The organism is Aquimarina sp. KJ22-3 (assembly GCF_055808215.1).
In genome coordinates this window covers 523608-543460 of the sequence record NZ_CM147859.1, presented here as the reverse complement: position 1 = coordinate 543460, position 19853 = coordinate 523608, and the positions used below count along the sequence as shown (strand labels likewise).

The following is a 19853-nucleotide window of genomic DNA, read 5'->3' as shown; positions in this document are numbered from 1 at the left end:
TTCCTTCTCGAACTATTTTACTACTTCAATCCACCTTCCTTTTGTTCTTACCAAATAGTCATTGTCATACATTGCTTCACACTGAATACCTGGCAAATAATATTTCCCTAAGTAAGAAGCGTTAAGCAATAAGGTCACTTTTTTGCTTTCTCTCGGTTTCAGATCAAAATAGAAATTAACACGATCATCTCTGATATCGGTATGAGTCACTTTATTGGCTTTAAAAGAACCAAAATCCGTAAATCGGGTATTCACCACTTCCCAGCCTGAGGGGAATAGTTCGGTAAGCGCAATATCCTTCACTTTAGATCCTGTAGTATTGGTAATGGTAACTTCCGCAACAAAATCGGTTCCTTGGGTCAATTTTGTAGGGTCAATGATTCTACCATCTCTATTTTTATAATCTACGATCGCCTTAAAATTACTCTGAATTACTTTCTCTTCTCCAACCGGTAAAATCCCACTAGTTGCAATTTGTACAAAAATGGTATTGTCCCTATTATTTTTCAGAATCAGCGTATTGTTTTTGGTAATACTTAACTCTCCTGAGGTCGCCAATGTTTTCTCTGTATTTGCTGTTGTTGATCTTCCATTGAGACTGTATCCCACGTTTACTCCTTTACCACCTACATAATCCGCATATTTGGCCATAGCTACCAAGGCATACGCTGTGGTTTGTGTACTCATCCAGCTATTAGAAGATAGTTCCTTTGCCAAGGCAACAGCTACTTCTTGTGCTTTTTCTTTACGATCTAGCGACACATAAGTTTCGATGGCCATGGCTCTATTTCGATTGGTAGAACCATAGGTGTAATAGCTATTTTTTGTTACGCTATAATCGATATTAGCCGAATTCAACAATTGGTTGGCTGCGCTCTTTTGTCCTGCCAATCCATAAGCAGCAGCTAATCTAAGTTTGGCATTATTAGACAAATTCGAGGACTCTCTCAATCTATTCATGGATGATAAATCAGGACTTCCGGCCAACGCCAAAGTATATAATCTGTACGCCTGAGCCAAATCATTGTTTCCACCCCTCCATCGTTTGGCTTGCTGTTGCTGATAATTAATCCAGTTACTCTTGAAACCTATTGGCAGCACATACCCTTTCTTATTCGCCTCTAACAAGAAATGACCCGCATAGGTCGTTCCCCAATCATTAGGATTCGTATATCCTGGCCAATACGACATCCCTCCATTGGGTTGTATAAAACGTTTTAATCTTCGGATAGCCGCTTCAATATTTTTCTGAATTTTATCTTTCTTTTCTGAAGAAAGGTTGAATACATCTCCTAAATACAACTGCGGGAATGCGGCCGAGGTAGTTTGTTCAACACATCCATGCGGATAGCGTATCAAATAGCTTAATCGGCCTTCAAAATTCATCGGTGGCAACGAAGAAAACTCGATTGTAGCACCATTGCTTCCATCAATCCCAAATGCCTCAAAATTAACTGTTTGTTCGCTATTGGGTTCAAGTACCACCGAAGTGATTTCGGTAGTCATCGGATTTGGATTGAGAATATCGATAGGTACACTATATGAGGCTTTCTCACCATTACCACTAGCTACAACTTCAATATCGGTAATCGACGCACCTTCTAATACCTCAATATCAAAATAAGCCATTTTCTCATCCGGTTGTGCAAATGTGAGCTGCTGTTGTGCTTCTCCAACAACAGTAAACCCTTTGTTTGGCTTCAAACTAACGGTCACATTTTTCACTTTCTTTTCCATCGCAAAAACAGTAACGGGTATGGTCACTTTTTCTCCCGGAGTAATTTTTCTAGGAATCGAAGTCAGTACCATTAATGGTTTGCGAACTGGTGTTGTTTTATCTGTACTTCCGTAGGCTGCTTTTTCTGCATCCGACGCCACAACCATTGTACGTACAGAGCCTACATATTTCGGAATTTTAATTTTATGCGCTCTGGTTTCTCCTTGTTTTAATTCAAACGGCCCTTCATAAACCACCATGGGCTTAAAGCGATTTGCCTTCTTGGATTTGCTTCCTCCTGCTTCGGCATCCCCACCAATACTAAACACCTGATTAATACTACCACCATACGCACCAATCACCTCATCATAAATATCCCAGGTTTTTACTCCTAATGCTTCTCGTGCATAAAAACTAGTCCACGGATTTGGCGTTTTAAAACGGGTAAGATCCAATAGCCCTTCATCTACTATAGCAATAGAATAAGTCATTGCCTTCCCTTTGGTTTCGCCCACTTTTACCGTAATCGTCTCTTCAGGTCGCAACACATCTGGCATAGTCAGTTTTGGTTCGATCTTCGTATTAGGATCTTCAACAGATATCGGCACCACCCCATACAATCGTATGGGTAGGTCGTTTTTAGTTGAAGAATGTGGTTGTAACAGGGTAATATGGATATATACATTGGGCGTATACAATTCTTCTATTGGGATTTCGAACTTGGTCTCGTCCTTTTGAGGAGTCACCCACTGGGATAATAATACCTCTGTACCGTTCTCTACAGTAACCAAAGCACGACCTCCTTCGCTAGATGGGAAGGTTACTGTGGCTTTTTCTCCTACGTTATAGGTGTTCTTATCGGTAGAAAACAATAACATCGTAGCTGCCGAAGGGTCATTTTTTCTTGATTTTCCTGCCCAACCCGGCCAATCGATATAAATGGTTTTTCCGGTAGCATGTCCTCCTGAAGGATCTACAACTCTTACCAGATATCTCCCCCATTCTGGATACTTCAGCTCAAAATTGAAATCAGCTTTTCCATTGCTCCCAGTACTCACTTTGGTTTTGAATACTTCATCTCGGTATGAACCTCGGTTATACGACGACAGGTTATCTTCAGAGGTGTCCCACCACCATCTCCAATTTACTTTATACACAAAGACCTCTAGATTGTTGACCGATTTTGGATTTCCTTTTTCGTCTACCGTAACCACTTCAAAATTGTGTTGGGTATCAGTAAGTAACATCCCTCTGGCCTTATCTCCTTTTGGAGTATTGAGACCCACATAAGTTTGATATGGAGAATAGGTTTTGGACATTACATCGGTACTAAAATCCCCTCCGTTCTCATACACTTTGGTGATAAATGCTGCTCTTAGCATTCCTGGAGCCTTATTCTCTAAATTAGGTGTAAGGTTAAAACTTGCTTTCCCTTGGTCAGAAATTTTGCCATTAAAGACCTCTTGCTCTTCGGTTCCAAATCTTCTGGTAGGATCATCAAAAATATAGCCTGGGAATGTTGTGAAGCTGGTTTTTGTTGGGCTGAATCGAGTATTGATATCAGCCTGCAGATTTTTGGCAATAGCCCCGTGCAACCATAGCACTTCTAGATCACCTTTTATGGCTTTATTCGCTCCAAGAATCTCATCTTCAAAGGTTGTTTTTATTTTTAATCGATTAGGTTTGATCGTTTCGATTTTCAGGGTTTTGCTAAAGCTAGCCCCACCAACATTTACTTTTGCCTGCCAATTTCCTGTGGGTGCCTCGTCTGAAGTTGCTACTGTAAATCGATAAAAGTTATTTACTCCTTGAGTTTTCGTTTCTTGATACGTTACCTTGCCGTAAGGGTCCTTCAACTCGAATTTTACAGGATGTCCCTGTGGGAGTCTATTCGCATTATCATTAAGCATAAAGGACAAGAACAAGGTATCTCCTGGTCGCCAAACACCTCGTTCACCATACAAATACCCTTTGATTCCTTTTTGCAGTCGAACACCAGCCACATCGAATTTACTTACTGATAATGCATTACCATCGTTCAGCTTTACATAGGTTTGTTGTTTTCCTGACTTGGCAATTGCAAAGTATGCTGGTCGATCAGCATCAAAACCTGTAATCCCTTCGGCATCGGTAGTCGCCTCACCCATCTCTTGCTGCTGATAGTTATAGAAAGTGACCTTGGCATTGGATACTGGGTTGGTGGTTACGATATCATTTACACTAACCATATAGGAATGGTTCAATCCCTTTTTGACCACTACACCCAAATTGGAAGCGAGAATATTAGCGCTTAGCTTTCTGTCCCTATAGTACGAATTGTCGCAAGGGTTGTCTCTCTCGTTCCAATTATAACCATAATAACTTTCATAATAATATTGAGACGTATCCCAGAAACTCGACTCTGCTTCTTCTTCATCATAATTTTCAGCAAGTTCTTCGATAGAAGTATCATCTCCCGCTTCTCCATCGCAACGATATAGTGAGTATGCCTTTTTGTAGTTTAACTCTACTCGGTAAATAGCTCCAGGATCGGGAGTGATTAAGTCTTTAAGGTCTATCGCAAAGGCATTCCATTTACTGAGGTTCAAAGAAGCATTTTCCTGAAGGTTGATCAGTTTTTTTGCAATTGGCCTTGCTACGCTTCTCAAGTTACTTGAGCCTGATAGATTATTATTCTGCAAGAATTGCAATACATTATCTTCAAATACTTTGATCACCTGCACCTCTACTGCACGAAGGTTAATTGCTTCGAAATTGAATTTCAGATTGTCTGAGGTTGGGAGAATCACTCCACTCTGTAACAACCGAATTTCTGGTTTGGGTTGCTGAAACGAAATGTTCTCGGTATGGGTGTTTTTCAACCGATAATCATCTGTACTTTTAATTCCTTCATGAATAGTAACCAATTGTGTCCCTTTCAATTCTTTTTTGGGATATGCTTTTAATACATTTCCATTCACTACATATCGTAAATTGCCTTCATTCCCTACGGTTACCAATCCTCTAAAATCCTGATTTTTACGTAACGGGTCAGAGAAGTTAACCTCGATATATTGATCATCTACGTTAGCTACCGATACACTGATTACAGAAAAATTGTTCTTACCGGGTATAGACAGCACTCCCTCTCCCTCGGTATCAATATCCAAAGATTTGCCAGACCACTTTATCTCTACTTCAGAATCGTCTTCAAAACGCTGTATACTATCTATTCTGAAACTGAATTGTCGACTTTTACCACCCGACTCACTAAATTTTACAGATACCTTTTTTCCTTTTTGTGTAGCTGTTACCAATTGCTTTGCGATCTCAAAAGTCATTTGATCACTAGAAGTTAGCGTACCATCAATGTATTGCCAATTCTTACTATAGGACTGTAAATTATTAGTCAATACAGAAAATTGTTGTTTCAGCGTTTTAACTCCAAATACAAACTCATCATCAAGACCATCTTTAAGATCTTCAACCAAATCTTCCAGGTCCAAAGTAAATGTATATTGCGTATCTTCTTTAAATTGAGTTTCAGGTTGAAAGGATATTGTTCTGTTGTTCACAGCAATTACCTTACCTTTTACTCTGGGAGATACCGACAATAAATCACTTGGTAACTCTTGATTATCACTCCATCCTTCTATCGGGGTTTGTAAGACTACATACACCTGATCATGTACTGAAATTACTCCAGAAGAGATGTCTGAAATATACTCATGATATTTACTAAGTTCTGAGGCGTTGGATCTTGCCATTTCGGCCTCATCCTTTTTCTTACAGGAAAAAATAAGTGTTACGAATAGTAATCCCCAAAGAATTCTAGAATACTGCATACAGATTGGATTTAGTTGACTTTATAAATGTAGTGTTTTTTGCTTTTCTATATGGTATCCCAATGTTTATAAATTAAGAACTTATATCCTAATCACATTTTTCAATAAAAATCGATTCCTTATCAATCTCTATCGCAGATATGTTTACAATATTTGGATTACATCTACGGTAAGCATAAATTATCGACATATCGTCATAATCATATTCATCTGGGATAAATTCCTGATCTTCTTGATAACTATCGGGATCTAAATAAGCTCCTTTCTCTTCGTTAAACACATAAAACGATGGGATTGGATCTTGAAAAAGATGATATTGCGGATTACAATATTTCACTTTTTCAATGTGATCTATAGTATTTGCCAATTCCCTGGCATATTGTATATCTTCTCCTTCCTCAGGTAAATCACTCCGTGTTATACCTGAGTTTTCATCAAAAAATAATTTGTTTTCCTTAAAAACTGCATAAAAAGAATCGACTGGTTGTGACCCAACGTAGTAAGCAATAAAATCATTGTATGCTTTGATATCAAAAGCTACAGTTTCTACACCTCCTAACTCCTGTTGCGCTGCAAAACGAATTTCCTTGGTATTTGTATCAAAAACTTCGACATGAAGTGGACCAAAACAGTTGGCATCGTCATTAAAAACTTTTTTGAATGAATCCTTTCTTGATGTATCTATCCCCAGGAGAGTAGGTCCATTTTCAAAACCCAAAAAAGCAATTCTAATTTTGCTATTTAAGTCACTATCTTTTCTCCCATACACTTGAAAACTGCTTTCTTCCTGATGAGGAGTAAACACCACATTATCATCTCCAACATTTTTCCAACGCCCTATCTGTGCTCCTCCAAAATAGAAAATAATGTATTTCCCATTTTCCAAGGCAACCAGGGTGCTTCCTCCCTCTGGGTTACCCGACGGCATCCTATATATTCCTGTAATATCTTGTGCTATCATATTGGTAGTGGTAACGATAAACAAAAAGCACATCAATCCGTTCAACACTGTTTTCACGAAACAAATTTTAGTCCCCAAATTACTTCTAAATTGTTATTCAAAAGTACTAGGATTTTTTCACCCATTTTACCCTGAAAACAGTGATTATAAGGTATAAATGTACCGTTAAGAACACAAAAAAGCCTCCATTTCTGGAGGCTTTATAATTTTGTTTGTATACGTATTACTTTTTATAAATACCTATAGTGAGTTCACCTTTTGCATTCATTGTAGCTCTATACATTCCTTCTGTATTAAACTCCATAGACACATTACCTTCATGATCTATCGCAACGATACCTCCGGTTCCTCCAAGCTCGGTAAGCTTCTTTTGAATTACCTCTTTGGAGGCTTCTTCAAGGGATAATCCTTTATATTCCATCAATGCAGAGATATCATGAGCCACCATAGCCCGAATAAAATACTCTCCCCAACCTGTACTAGACACTGCACAAGTTGCATTGTTGGCGTAGGTTCCTGCTCCAATAATAGGAGAATCTCCTATACGATTCCATTTCTTGTTGGTCATACCTCCCGTAGACGTCCCTGCGGCCAGATTCCCATGTTTATCCAACGCAGCGCATCCTACTGTTCCATATTTTGAATTTTTGATGACCGGATCATAAAAAGCAGTGGTTTTATTAGCTTCTTTTTCTTTCATTTTTTCCTTTACACGCTCCAAAGCTTTCATACGACTTTCCGTAAAGAAATAAGAAGGGTCCACAATCTCTAAATCTCTTTCTTTGGCAAAGACTTCAGCACCAGCACCCGATAGTAATACATGCGGTGAGTTTTGCATTACTTCTCTGGCTAGGTTGATAGGATTTTTTACCGTCTTTACCCCAGCAACAGCACCTGCATTGAGCGTGCTTCCATCCATAATTGATGCATCCAATTCGTTAGTTGCGTCAGCCGTGAACACAGCTCCTTTTCCTGCATTAAACAGCGGAGAATCTTCCAAAACATTAATGGTCTTTTCTACAGCTTCCAGACTAGTACCCCCGTTTTTAAGAATGGTGTGCCCAACTTTTATAGCCTCTTCCAATTTGGCTTTGTACGCTGCTTCTTTTTCCGGGGTCATATTTTTTTCAGAATAGTCCCCGCACCTCCATGAATAACAAGCCCAAAAGATTCTTCCGGGGTCTTGGTATTCACTTCTGAAGTATTAGCCACTAACGTTTCGGCAGTTTCCTTAGGCTGTTCTTTACAAGCCCAAAGCATAGCCAAACTTAATAAGACGATGATCTTTTTCATAATGAGTTAAATGTTAGAATAGTTTGTGTACACAGTAATCTACTAAAGCGATTCTTCCTTGAAAAAATCTAAAGGTTAAATGTATAATATTTCCTGCATTATCCTCAAGGCTTAAGGATTTATTTAACTCAAAATCACAGGGCTGTGGTATTCCTCCTTCAATGGCAATGTTATCTGCATACAATGTATACTTTTTGTCGCTGGTTAAAATAGGTTCTATTTTTCCGGCCATCATTGGCAATTGGCCGGACTTATTAATCACTAAGGATCCAAATCCTTCTGTTTTCTCAATAGTAACCTCAATATCCTCTTTGGGATTCATATTCGGGAACAGCACAGCAGGATACTCTGGATGAGCAATCAAAACCGTATATAGTTTTCGGGTTCTAACCAATACATGTGCGATTCCGTTCTCGTCTGAGTTGCCCTCCAAATAAGTGGAATTACCCGCCACCAATACCACTTTTGCATTCTTGACCGGGATTCCTGACTTGTCGGCGATCTTTATCGAAAAGATAAAAGGCTTTGGACTGATCATGGTAGAGAGTTTCGACCATCTTCTCCTAAAAAAAGTTTGATCCTTTTTTATTTTTTTTCGATAAGAATGGCTAATTCCTCCGGAGTTTTGGACTGAAGACTTACGTAGCCCACTGTTTTCAAAATGCCGGGAATTTCGGTATCATCAAACCTGGCTGGTAAGATGTACTCTCGACTCTCCTGAAACGCACGTGCTTGCATCGAAACCCTCTCATGATTGGTCCATAGTTTTTCGTTATAAAAATTGGAAATAAACATCACCGTATATCTCGCTTTATTTTGATAAATATCTGAGAGGTACTCATATAAATTTTTACCCCACAGACTTGCCTCTTCAAAAGCATCATAAAACACTTTGATTCCTTTCTCTTTCAGGCTATTTGCAACTTCATCTACATATACCCTATTCTCTCCCGCAAAAGAGAGTGCCACATCATACTCATAGCTTTTATTCTTCATCACTGACTATTTTTTTAAACCTAAACCTATCCGTTTTTTTATCAAAAACCTTCTATACAAAATTACTTTCTTTATTTGGAATATTTCCAATTTTACTAGGAAAAATTCCAACAAAAGTTTTACTTTTAAACCGTAAAAAAACCATACTCATGAAACCAAAAAAACACATCAAAGGACGAGGCGCTCAAGAAAAAGTACACAATCGATTTTCTGAAAATCACTATGAAATACGAGATGACTTTCTTAATTACTGCATTACTCAAGGAGAACCTGTAAACAAGTTTACTACAACTTATATTGAAACTTTTCCAAAAACAATCGTGAACAAAGTAACCAGTCCCGATGTTGGGATGGCCTATTCTTTGAACCCTTATCAGGGATGCGAACATGGGTGTGTTTATTGCTATGCACGAAACAGTCATGAATATTGGGGATATGGCGCTGGAATTGATTTTGAAAGTAAAATTCTAGTCAAAAAAAATGCTCCACAGCTTCTGGAACGAAAACTGAAAAGCAAACGCTGGGACGCTTGCCCTATCTCCCTTTCTGGAAATACCGATTGCTATCAACCCGTTGAGAAAAAATTAAAGATCACTAGGCAATTGTTGCAACTGTTTCTTAAATACAAACACCCAGTGGGTATCATCACCAAAAATGCACTTATCCAAAGGGATATGGATATCTTGTCTGAACTTGCCAAGGACAATCTAGTGGTGGTATTTTTATCTATCACTTCTTTACAAGAAGAAACCCAAAGAATATTAGAACCTCGTACAGCTAGCATAAAAAAACGATTGGAAACTCTTGAAAAACTAACTGCTATCGGCGTTCCTACCAATGTCATGATGGCTCCTATCATTCCTTCGATCAACAGTCATGAAATTCTACCACTTACTCGGGAAATCGCAAAAAGAGGTGCAAAGAGCGTTGGATATACGGTTGTTCGGCTCAATGGAGCCATTGGTCAGATATTTACCTCGTGGCTGGAGAACACTTTACCTGATCGAAAAGACAAGATTTTACATCAAATCATGCAGTGTCATGAAGGGAATTTAAATGACAGTCAATTTGGAAGAAGGATGTCTGGAAGCGGTAAAATAGCAGATCAAATCCATCAACTTTTTGCACTGGCACGAAAAAAGTACTTCCCAAAAAATGAAAGAATTCAATTGAATTGTGATTTGCACGCTCATCATAAAGATGGGCAACTAAAATTATTCTAGAGTAATTTTTTATCTATGTTTTTGACTTATAAATACATACAGTTTTCATTTTACATTTTCTTTATTTTCTATTGGACGATAGTATGAAATTTTTGTATTTTTGGGCAACCAATTTAACAAAACACAAATAATTCATTTCCCAACCAAAACAACAACAATGAAAAGGAATTCAGTACCCCAAAAAATGACTTCTTAAGCACTCGATATTTCGAATTCTTATTGCATTCATGCACCAAGTAATTGTTAAACGTTAACATTATTACTTGAATTTACGATCTATACTCACGGATTTTTTCCGTAGAATTTCAATAGCTATTTCTTCCCCTACAAATAGGTAAAGACCTTGTTTTTACCCAAAAAATATTGATTTAAGAATCAGTTCGTACTGATTCTTGAGCAATAACCCCTGTTGGCGTAAACTACCAACAACCAAAAACTAAATAATCTTAAAACCTAAACACATGAAACGTATTTTTACATTTCTTGTCATTTCATTTTTGACAATCCCTTTTTTTGCCCAAACACAAAAACACAAACCAAATCAACAAGTCCTTCATGCCAAAGCCCTTGGTAAAGAGTTCAAAGAAATTTCTCTTTTTGAAGTAATTACAGGAAAAACAAAAACCAACCTACCCAAAGAATTCAAAAATTTTTCCATCCTTACGTTGAAGTCTGAGTCCATGAAAAGCTTTGAAAAATCGACACCAGATGCTATTCACTTTTCCTTACCCAGTAAAAATTCTTCTATGCTTTTAGAATTGGTGAAGGTAGAACTAACTACAGATGATTTTTCTATCATTGAAATGCCATCAGGTAAAGTCATCAAACCTAATACAACACTTGTTCATTATCGAGGTATTGTAAAGAACAGTCCAAATTCTATTGCCGCAATAACCATTAGTAATGGTGAAATTTCTGGAATCATTAGTTTAGAAGATGAAGTTGGGAATTTAGTTCTTGGAAAATTGGATTATAGTAAAGCACATATTCTTTATGAAGACAAGGATATTAGTCATTTGAATGACTTTGCTTGTCAAACTAAAGATGTTCAACACAAATCCCCAGAGGATGATCACACAAAACAAGAACCATCGGCTAATCGCACTAAATGTCCTGAGATTTTCTTTGATATTGCCAATGATATTGTTCGGGATAAAGGAGGATCCCAAGGGGCCTCTAATTACATTCAGTCTATTTTTAATCAAGTAGCCATTCTGTATAACAATGAGGACGTCAACCTAAAAATCTCGGGGATCAGAGCTTGGACTTCTGCAGCACCTTTCAATAATCTTGATAATTACCGCAGTTATCGCAACCAAAATGGATTTAACGGCGATCTAGGCCATTTCGTAACCTACAACTACTCTGGAGGAGTAGCTTGGTTAAATGCTTTATGCGGATCGTATCGCTACGGGTTATCCGGGATTAACCGAAGCTATGATAACGTTCCTAGATATTCCTGGACCGTATCTGTAATCGCACACGAACTAGGGCATAATTTTGGGTCAAATCACACGCACTCTTGTGTATGGAATGGTAATAACACCGCTATCGATGGTTGTTACAACACCGAAGGAAGTTGTAGTCGACCTGGGGTGCCTTCGAACGGAGGAACAATCATGAGTTATTGTCATTTAACGAGTGTTGGTACTAACCTCAACAAAGGCTTTGGATCACAACCTGGTAATGTCATTCGTAGAACCATAAGCAGAGCCAGTTGTGTAGGGACTTGCGAAGGTGGAGGTAGTGATGAAGTAAGCTGTGCTGGGGTCGAAGAATGGTCTGGCAATGTCAATTACACTGCCGGAGATAAAGTAACATACCAAGGTCGACTATTTGAGAGAACAGCAAACAACAGCTGGAATGACTTAGGGCAATGTAGTGATGATCCCTGTTTTGAAGTACCACAGTGGTCCTCGAATACCACATATAACCCAGGGGATTTGGTGGTCTATCAAGGCAATCTGTTTAGAAGAAATAATAACAACGGTTGGGATAGCTTGGGTTCTTGTGAGAATAACAACGATCCTTGTTTTGGGGTAGCCCCATGGTCTGAGAGCACCAACTACGGCGCAGGGGATCAGGTCGTTTATCAAGGTAATCTTTTTGAATGGAATGGAAGCGAATGGATAGAACTTGCTACATGTGCGGGATCTTTGGCATCATTACCCGGAGCAGTATCTTTCATCGAAGATCAGGATGACATTATCATTTATCCGAATCCTGCCAAGGAATACATTCATATAGAACTACAAAATGTAAACCATCCCAATGCGCTGGTAATCATCAAAAACCTTCAGGGTAACGATGTCCTTCACAAAAAAATAAACACTGTTTTTCCTGTTAAAAGAATTAAAGAAACCCTGTCGTTACAATCACTTTCCAGCGGAATTTACTTCGTAAAAGTGATGTACGGCAATAACCAATTTACCAAGAAAATTACCGTAAACTAAATCACCAATAATTGCACTACAAGGGCATGTTTGGTAATACATGCCCTTTGTATTGCTTTCAAACACACATCAACATGACACAACTCAAAACACCAATTCTAGAGCACAGAAAAGTGCTGCTGCTGATCATTTTTTTGATCAATTCGATCAACTATCAAGGGTATTCTCAAGAACTATTTGAACTCATGCAGAAGGAAGATATCAAAGTGAATAGACTTGAACGCTTAGGAAATAAATATTACAAAAACCGGGACAAAGGAAAAGGTAGCGGTTATAAACTTTATATGCGAAACTTATATTGGGCCAAGAGAAATCAAAATGCCAATGGCCGTATCATTAGCAATCGAAAAGTGGTAGACGAGTCCAATAAATTTCGAAAACTCTGGAGCCAAAATGCTAAACCTGATCTAAAAAACAACTCCAAAAACAACGGATGGCAAGAGCTTGGTCCTTTCAGCTGGACACGTACAAGAAGTTGGTCGCCCGGATTAGGAAGAATCGTATCGATAGCAGTCGAACCTGCTAACCAACAAATCATTTATGCTGGATCTCCTGGTGGTGGTATCTGGAAATCGGTAGACGCAGGGCAAAGTTGGGAACCCAAGGGTGATCAAATGGTCAATATGTCTATCTGGGCCATTGCTATTGATCCCAACAATACCAATGTGGTATACCTCGGTAACGGAGCCGGACAAATTATGAAATCTACAAATGCCGGAAACTCTTGGTCAGAGATTTATCGGGTAAACGGAGTACCGCGTACGATTCTTATCAGTCCCGCAAGTAGTCGTATTTTTATTGGAACGACCAAATCTTTATACCGCTCAACTAATGGGGGAAGTTCCTTTAGCCGAGTACTGAATGACCGGGCAGAAGATGTAAAGTTCAAACCAGGAAATACCAATGTTGTGTACTCTTGTGGGACCAGTTTTTATCGATCTACCAATGGAGGAGGTTCGTTCAGCAGAATAACAAGTGGAATCGTTTCTTCAGAACGAATGAAAATGGCGGTCACTCCTGCCAATCCTAATGCCATCTATTTGGTACAAAAAAGAAGAAGTAGCTTTGGGTATTTGTACAGATCTCTGGACGGAGGATCTAATTTTAGTATACGATCAAGCTACAATACAGTTTCTACAGATCAGGTATACTTCACACAGGCATCCAGAGATATGGCAATTGCGGTATCAGATACCAATGCAAACGAAGTACATGTGGGTGGTATGAACTATTCTCGTTCATTGAATGGAGGTTCTAGCTTCACTACCCTTGCTGCCTGGAATCAGCCAAATGACAGATCTTATGTACATGCCGATATTGAAGTCATCGACTATATCAACGGAATCCTATACATAGGAACCGATGGTGGAATTTTTAGAAGTCGAGATCGGGGTAATAATACTACGGATTTGACCCAGGGAGGACTAGCTGTACGACAATATTACCGAATCGGAAATTCGGTTACTGATCCCAACATGATTGTTGGAGGAGCCCAGGACAATGGGACTAATATCATGAGTGGATCTAATCGGCAATTTAAAGAATGGCTAGGAGCCGATGGGATGGAATGTTTTGTAGATCATAAAAATAGTAACGTGGTGTACGGTACCACCCAATTCGGAAACCTATACAAGAGTACCGACAAAGGGAACAGTATCGGAAGCATCAGCAAGCCGGGAGACTTTAACGGAGAATGGGTTACCCCTTTTATGAACGATCCTATTGACAATAAAAAGATTTATGTAGGCTATCGAAATTTATATCGAAGTAATGATGGTGGAAGAAGAGGCAGTTGGAGAAATATAACCAGCAATATCAATCTACCAGGCAATTTGGATGAAATGGCTATCGCTGCTTCAAACAACAACTACATCTATATCGCTGAAGAAGGGCGCGTATGGAGAACCAAAAACGGTCAAAGCAACACACCAACATGGACAGAAGTAAGCAATTTCAGAGGAGATGTTAATTTTATCACAGTAGACCCTAACAATCCTGAACGTGTAGCTATTGCCGCCACAGGATCAAGAGTATATGTATCCAATAATGCAGGAAATTCCTGGACCAATATCCGAGGAAATCTACCCAACATTTCTGCCCAATGCCTGGTGTTTGATGATACTTCGGCCAACGGGTTGTATGTAGGTATGCAATCTGGTGTGTATTATACCAATGATAATCTGAGCTCCTGGGTGCCTTTCTCCACCAATTTACCAGGAGTGCAAACGACCGATCTTGAAATCCACTATCCAACTAGAAAACTACGTTTGGCAACCTACGGTCGTGGGATATGGGAGTCTGATCTATATGATGAGCAAACCAATCCCGACGACATCAACCCACCAAGTGATCTAACTGCAGAAATTGCTGAAAAGGACGTTACCTTGACCTGGAAAGACAATTCTACCAACGAAAATGGATTTACTATCCAAAGAAATGATGGATCAGGTTTTGAACGTGTTGATTTTGTGGGTAGAGGAGTACAAACCTATGAGGATAAAAACCTTGAAAACGGTAATTATTCTTACCGGGTTAGAGCCTATGACAGTGATAGCTATTCTGATTTTTCCAATACTACCGAAGTAGTAATTGGTGACACCAACCCTCCTAATGTCTTGGATAACTGTACAGGGTGCACAGTATACGATACCAATAGTGAAGAAACAGGAAATGCGGATCACGCCAAACAAAGAGCTGCCGATGGTGATCCTAATACCTATTGGCACACCAACTGGTATGACGACAACAGCTCACACCCTCACTTTATTGCCATCGATTTTGGAGAACAAAGAGAACTGGTAGGATTTTCTTATTTAGGTCGCCAGCAAGGCACTACAGGAATGGTCAAAGACTATATCTTATTTGGATGGGATGGCTCCAGCTGGCAACAACTCTCTACAGGATCTTTTCAAAAATCTACGTTGAAGCAAAGTGTAGAGCTCAATAATTTCAGTTGTCGTTATGTTTACTTTAGAGCCCTTTCTGAAGTCGACGGAAAACGATGGGCATCGGTTGCAGAATTAAGTTTCAAATATTTGGCTCCATCCATTAGGTATTCTGTTGCCAACAAGCAATCTGAAAACACTCCGCCTCCTGTTGTCAATCTACAAGACTTCGATGGGATTATCGTATATCCTGTTCCTTTCAGAGATCACCTTACCGTGAAAGGAATTACTTCAAAAAAAGAAGTACGTTCGATACAATTGATCGGAAGCAATGGCGTTGTACAACCGATTAAAGTAGAGGTCACAGCACAAGGCATACAACTAGACGCGCACGCACTCTCTAAAGGGTTCTATATTCTAAGAATCCAAAAAGACGGAGTAGAAAAAAGTGTAAAAGTCTTTAAACAATAAACTTAACCAACTTCGCTATATTAGACTGAAGCAAAAAGCCGGAAGATATTGGTTCTTCCGGCTTTTGTATTGGATATGTATTTTAAGCTTTGCCTTCCCATTCCTGGTAGAACTGAGTAAGATATTGCTCCATAAAGGCGTGGCGTTGTTCTGCTATTCTTTTTCCTGCCTTAGTATTCATTCGATCTTTGAGTAAAAGTAGCTTTTCATAAAAATGATTGATAGTGGGTGCTGTAGAGTTCTTATACTCTTCTTTGGTCATATTCAAATTGGGCTCGATTTCGGGATCATAAAGCGCCCTATTCTTGAATCCACCGTAATTAAAACATCTTGCAATTCCTACGGCTCCAATGGCATCTAATCGGTCTGCATCTTGCACAACCGCTAACTCTGGAGAACTGAACTTTTGCGATGTATTTCCACCTTTAAAAGAAATGTTTTCGATAATCGCTACAACATGGTCTACTACATCTTGGGCAACTCCTAATTCAAAAAGAAACTCACTTGCGACTTTGGGTCCAACAGTTTCATCTCCATTATGAAATTTAGAATCGGCAATATCATGCAGCAATGCTCCTAAAGCAACAACAAAAGTATCAACATCTTCTTCTTTAGAAATCAACAGCGCATTTTTATACACTCGTTCTATGTGAAACCAATCGTGCCCTCCTTCTGCTCCTGCAAGCGTATCTTTTACAAAAATGATGGTTTTTGAAACAATTTCTTCATTAGTCATTGCGACTTCCATTTATTTCACCACTGCAGGTTCTACCCATTTGAATTGAAAGACATCTTGTGGGATTACCAATCGCTCATTAATTCGCTGCATTCTGGCAGGTAATTTCATTACAAAATCACGAGCTCTCTCAGCCTCATCAGTAAGATCTAATAACTTATCGATCTCCCATTTATCAATGAGTCGTTGCATGATATCTATATAATCCTGAGAAGTGTATACTCCCAATCGTTGAGCCGCATAAGAAAATTCTTCAAAAGCAGATCCTATGCTCTCTCCTGATTCTCTAAGAAAATGCGCTGGCATGACAATCTTCTTTTTCATCATGTCACTAAAAGCAAGCATCATCTGACTCGGATCTACTTCAAAAATATTCTTTACAAACTCACTGTAAGCGTTAAAATGCCTCATTTCATCTCCGGCAATAATCTTACACATTTTTGCCAAAGACTTGTTTGAATATTGTTTAGCCATTTTTGCCACACGGTTGTGGGAAATATATGTTGCCAATTCCTGAAAACTGGTATACACAAAATTCTTGTAGGGATCCTGATCGGTTCCGATATCAAAACCATCATTGATCAAATGTTGTGTAGTACGCTCTACTTCTCTCATGTTCACTCGTCCTGACAGGTACAAATACTTGTTTAAGGTATCCCCATGACGATTCTCTTCACTGGTCCAAAAGCGTGTCCATCGCGACCATCCGTTTCCTCCTTCTTGCTGATTGATACCTTCTACGTCCATCAACCAGGATTCGTAGGTAGGTAATGCTTCTTCGGTAATGGTATCTCCTACCAGTACTACCCAAAAATCATAAGGAAGTTCTTTGGCCAATTCTCTTAGTTCTTTTACCTCCTCAAAAAAGGTATCCTCATTTTGAGAATCCGGTAAAAAATCGGTGGGTTGCCACACCTTATCTATCGGGATCAGGAATTTTTCGATAAATGCATCTATCTTCTTTTCCAACAGTTGCATTACTTCTAGTCTAATATTGTCTAAAGCCATTACATTAAGTGTATTATGTTCTTACTCCTTGGGTTACTCGTTCTTCTACAGTTGCAATCACCTCTGCAACATTTTTGCGATCTACTGGGAGGGGTTCATGAACATCCAGGGTTAGGTGAATGCCAACTCCCATGGGGAAATTTCCGAATCGTACCAGTTTCCAGCTGTTGTTGATCGTTACAGGAACCACCAACGCCTCTGGTGCATATTTGAATAACATCTTGAGTCCGGTTTCTGCAAACTTCTTTGGTTTCCCAGTTCTACTGCGGGTTCCTTCAGGAAAAATAACCGCAGCAAACTTATTTTCTGCCACAAACTTGGCAAATCTTGTCAACTCTGGAATCGATTGTTTTGGATTTTTTCTATCGATCAACGCATTACCCCCATGACGAAGGTTAAATGAAATACTTGGGATTCCTTTGCCTAATTCTATCTTAGAAATGAACTTGGTTTTGTGTGCTCGCATAAACCAGATGATCAAAGGAATGTCGAACATGCTTTGATGATTCGAAACAATGATTTTTTCTTTATCCTTGGGTAGGTTTTGCTTGTTACGATAGCTAAATCTCACTCCCAAAATCATCAAACAACCTAAAAGGCATAAATTCATGAGGTTTACCATTCTTCGGTGAGCTCTAGGACCAATACGAACGGCAATCCATTGCAGTGGATGAAACACCACCAAAGTAAGCCCGAAAAATAGGTAAAACAATACGCTTAACGGATAAGACAGTATCTTTTTGATCAATTCCATTTTTATTATTGTGTGAATGCCTAAAGACCATTACTTGTATCTGTTAGGACGGTGCAATGTCTGATATTATTTTTAGTTGAGCAACTGTTTAACAGACTAAATTATTGTGCTCAAAAAATAAAAAAACCGCCCTACATGACAGAGCGGTTTTTAATCTTATTTTGCACGGTATTTTTAGCAATGCTCGTTGTATGCGTCCATTAAGTTTTCTGCAATCATTTCTGCAGGTCTTCCTTCGATATGGTGACGCTCTAACATGTGCACCAATTCTCCATTTTTAAATAATGCCATAGAAGGAGAAGATGGTGGAAATGGAACCATAAACCCTCTGGCTTTGTCTGTTGCCTCTCTGTCTACACCGGCAAATACGGTTACCAGATTATCTGGTTTTTTATCATTATTTAAAGAAGCTTTTGCTCCCGGACGCGCATTTGCAGCAGCACAACCACAAACAGAGTTTACAACTACCAATGTTGTCCCTTCTTTTGCCATTGCTGTCTCTACCGCCTCTACTGTGTGTAATTCTTCAAAACCAATATTGGTCAAATCTTCGCGCATTGGTTTTACTAAATCTGCTGGATACATATTTCTTTTTATTTTTTTGTTTACATTTCTATACAAAGGTACAAATTATGTACCACATATGGTTACCTGACATGTAGTCGGTAATTGATCAATTCCTCAACAATATTCCTTGATAATGAGTAACAAAAAATCATAAGTGTGGACCAATATTGTAATAGAATAAATCAGGTTTTAGATAATTAGGATTATCTTTACCGCTCAAAAATTGCAACGGAATGATCAAATGGCTTGCCACCTTATTAGGGTATATATTTTTTAGGTTTCCCGGAGCCGTTCTTGGGTTTATATTAGGAAGCCTTTTGGATACTACCTCTATTGGTAAAGGTGATTTCAAAACGGTTTTTTCTGATCAACCTAAAGTCACACCCGCCGATTTCGAATTGAATCTTTTATCACTCTCTTCTATCGTGATTAAGGCAGACGGAAGAGTCAATCAAACCGAATTGGATTATGTGCGCCGCTATTTTGTAAGTGCCTATGGGAAAGAACGAGCCAATGCCACCTTTAGAACATTTAATGAAATCATTAAAAAAAGGGAGGTGTCCGCTCCACGAATATGCATGTATATTAATCAGCATACTCGCTATCCTTCGCGATTACAAATTCTTCATTTTTTATTTGGGATTGCCAATGCCGATGGCAGCATCAGTTCGTCTGAAGCTTCAGAAATACAGAAAATAGCTGGTTTCTTAAGAATCAATGTTCGGGATTTTGAAAGTATTAAAGCGATGTTTTTCAAAACAGGAGATCATGCGTACAAGATTCTTGAAATCGAAAAAACAGCTACTGATTCTGAAGTAAAAAAGGCCTATAGAACCATGGCAAAAAAGTATCATCCCGACAAATTGCAGCATATGGATGAAGTGTATAAGAAAGGGGCCGAAGAAAAGTTCAGAGAGGTTCAAAAAGCTTATGACGCCATCAAAAAAGAACGTGGTATTAGTTAG

Annotated in this window: 12 protein-coding genes and 1 pseudogene; 4 read left to right on the top strand and 9 right to left on the bottom strand. The window is 38.9% G+C overall.

From position 1 onward, the window contains the following. Window positions 1-12: 12 nt before the first annotated feature. The 5 genes and pseudogenes from AC0L3Q_RS02390 to AC0L3Q_RS02370 all read right to left on the bottom strand — a co-directional run bounded on the left by AC0L3Q_RS02390 (window position 13) and on the right by AC0L3Q_RS02370 (window position 8791). Window positions 13-5541 carry an alpha-2-macroglobulin family protein gene (locus AC0L3Q_RS02390; protein ID WP_473284785.1) on the bottom strand — a complete coding sequence of 1843 codons (5529 nt, stop codon included), beginning with the start codon at window positions 5539-5541 and terminating at the stop codon, window positions 13-15. A gap of 88 nt (window positions 5542-5629) precedes the next feature. Next, window positions 5630-6559 carry a hypothetical protein gene (locus AC0L3Q_RS02385; RefSeq protein ID WP_473284783.1) on the bottom strand — a complete coding sequence of 310 codons (930 nt, stop codon included), beginning with the start codon at window positions 6557-6559 and terminating at the stop codon, window positions 5630-5632. A 166-nt stretch (window positions 6560-6725) separates the two neighbouring features. After that, window positions 6726-7795, bottom strand: a pseudogene (locus AC0L3Q_RS02380) (isoaspartyl peptidase/L-asparaginase family protein). A 13-nt stretch (window positions 7796-7808) separates the two neighbouring features. Continuing rightward, window positions 7809-8333: a hypothetical protein gene (locus tag AC0L3Q_RS02375; protein WP_473284782.1), complete on the bottom strand. Its 525-nt coding sequence runs from the start codon at window positions 8331-8333 to the stop codon at window positions 7809-7811. 47 nt (window positions 8334-8380) lie between these two features. Beyond that, window positions 8381-8791, bottom strand: a complete 411-nt coding sequence (locus tag AC0L3Q_RS02370) for a toll/interleukin-1 receptor domain-containing protein (RefSeq protein WP_473284780.1) — start codon at window positions 8789-8791, stop codon at window positions 8381-8383. Window positions 8792-8940: 149 nt separating this feature from the next. On the opposite strand from AC0L3Q_RS02370, the gene AC0L3Q_RS02365 reads away from it, so the two are divergent. From AC0L3Q_RS02365 to AC0L3Q_RS02355, 3 genes are all read left to right on the top strand, one after another. Then, window positions 8941-10014, top strand: coding sequence for a PA0069 family radical SAM protein (locus tag AC0L3Q_RS02365; RefSeq protein ID WP_473284779.1), 1074 nt, complete (start codon window positions 8941-8943; stop codon window positions 10012-10014). Window positions 10015-10475: 461 nt separating this feature from the next. Beyond that, entirely contained in the window at window positions 10476-12467 is a 1992-nt protein-coding gene (locus AC0L3Q_RS02360) for a M12 family metallo-peptidase (protein ID WP_473284777.1), read from the top strand. 74 nt (window positions 12468-12541) lie between these two features. Beyond that, on the top strand, window positions 12542-15823 hold the full coding sequence (locus AC0L3Q_RS02355) for a discoidin domain-containing protein (RefSeq protein WP_473284775.1): 3282 nt from the start codon (window positions 12542-12544) through the stop codon (window positions 15821-15823). Between the two features lie 82 nt (window positions 15824-15905). On the opposite strand, the gene AC0L3Q_RS02350 is transcribed toward AC0L3Q_RS02355, so the two are convergent. From AC0L3Q_RS02350 to AC0L3Q_RS02335, 4 genes are all read right to left on the bottom strand, one after another. Continuing rightward, on the bottom strand, window positions 15906-16559 hold the full coding sequence (locus AC0L3Q_RS02350) for an HD domain-containing protein (protein WP_473284773.1): 654 nt from the start codon (window positions 16557-16559) through the stop codon (window positions 15906-15908). Between the two features lie 12 nt (window positions 16560-16571). Next, entirely contained in the window at window positions 16572-17567 is a 996-nt protein-coding gene (locus AC0L3Q_RS02345) for an acyl-ACP desaturase (protein ID WP_473284771.1), read from the bottom strand. 13 nt (window positions 17568-17580) lie between these two features. Next, window positions 17581-18321 carry a lysophospholipid acyltransferase family protein gene (locus AC0L3Q_RS02340; RefSeq protein WP_473284769.1) on the bottom strand — a complete coding sequence of 247 codons (741 nt, stop codon included), beginning with the start codon at window positions 18319-18321 and terminating at the stop codon, window positions 17581-17583. A gap of 174 nt (window positions 18322-18495) precedes the next feature. Next, entirely contained in the window at window positions 18496-18906 is a 411-nt protein-coding gene (locus AC0L3Q_RS02335) for a BrxA/BrxB family bacilliredoxin (protein ID WP_073320105.1), read from the bottom strand. Between the two features lie 215 nt (window positions 18907-19121). On the opposite strand from AC0L3Q_RS02335, the gene AC0L3Q_RS02330 reads away from it, so the two are divergent. Beyond that, entirely contained in the window at window positions 19122-19853 is a 732-nt protein-coding gene (locus tag AC0L3Q_RS02330; RefSeq protein WP_473284766.1) for a TerB family tellurite resistance protein, read from the top strand.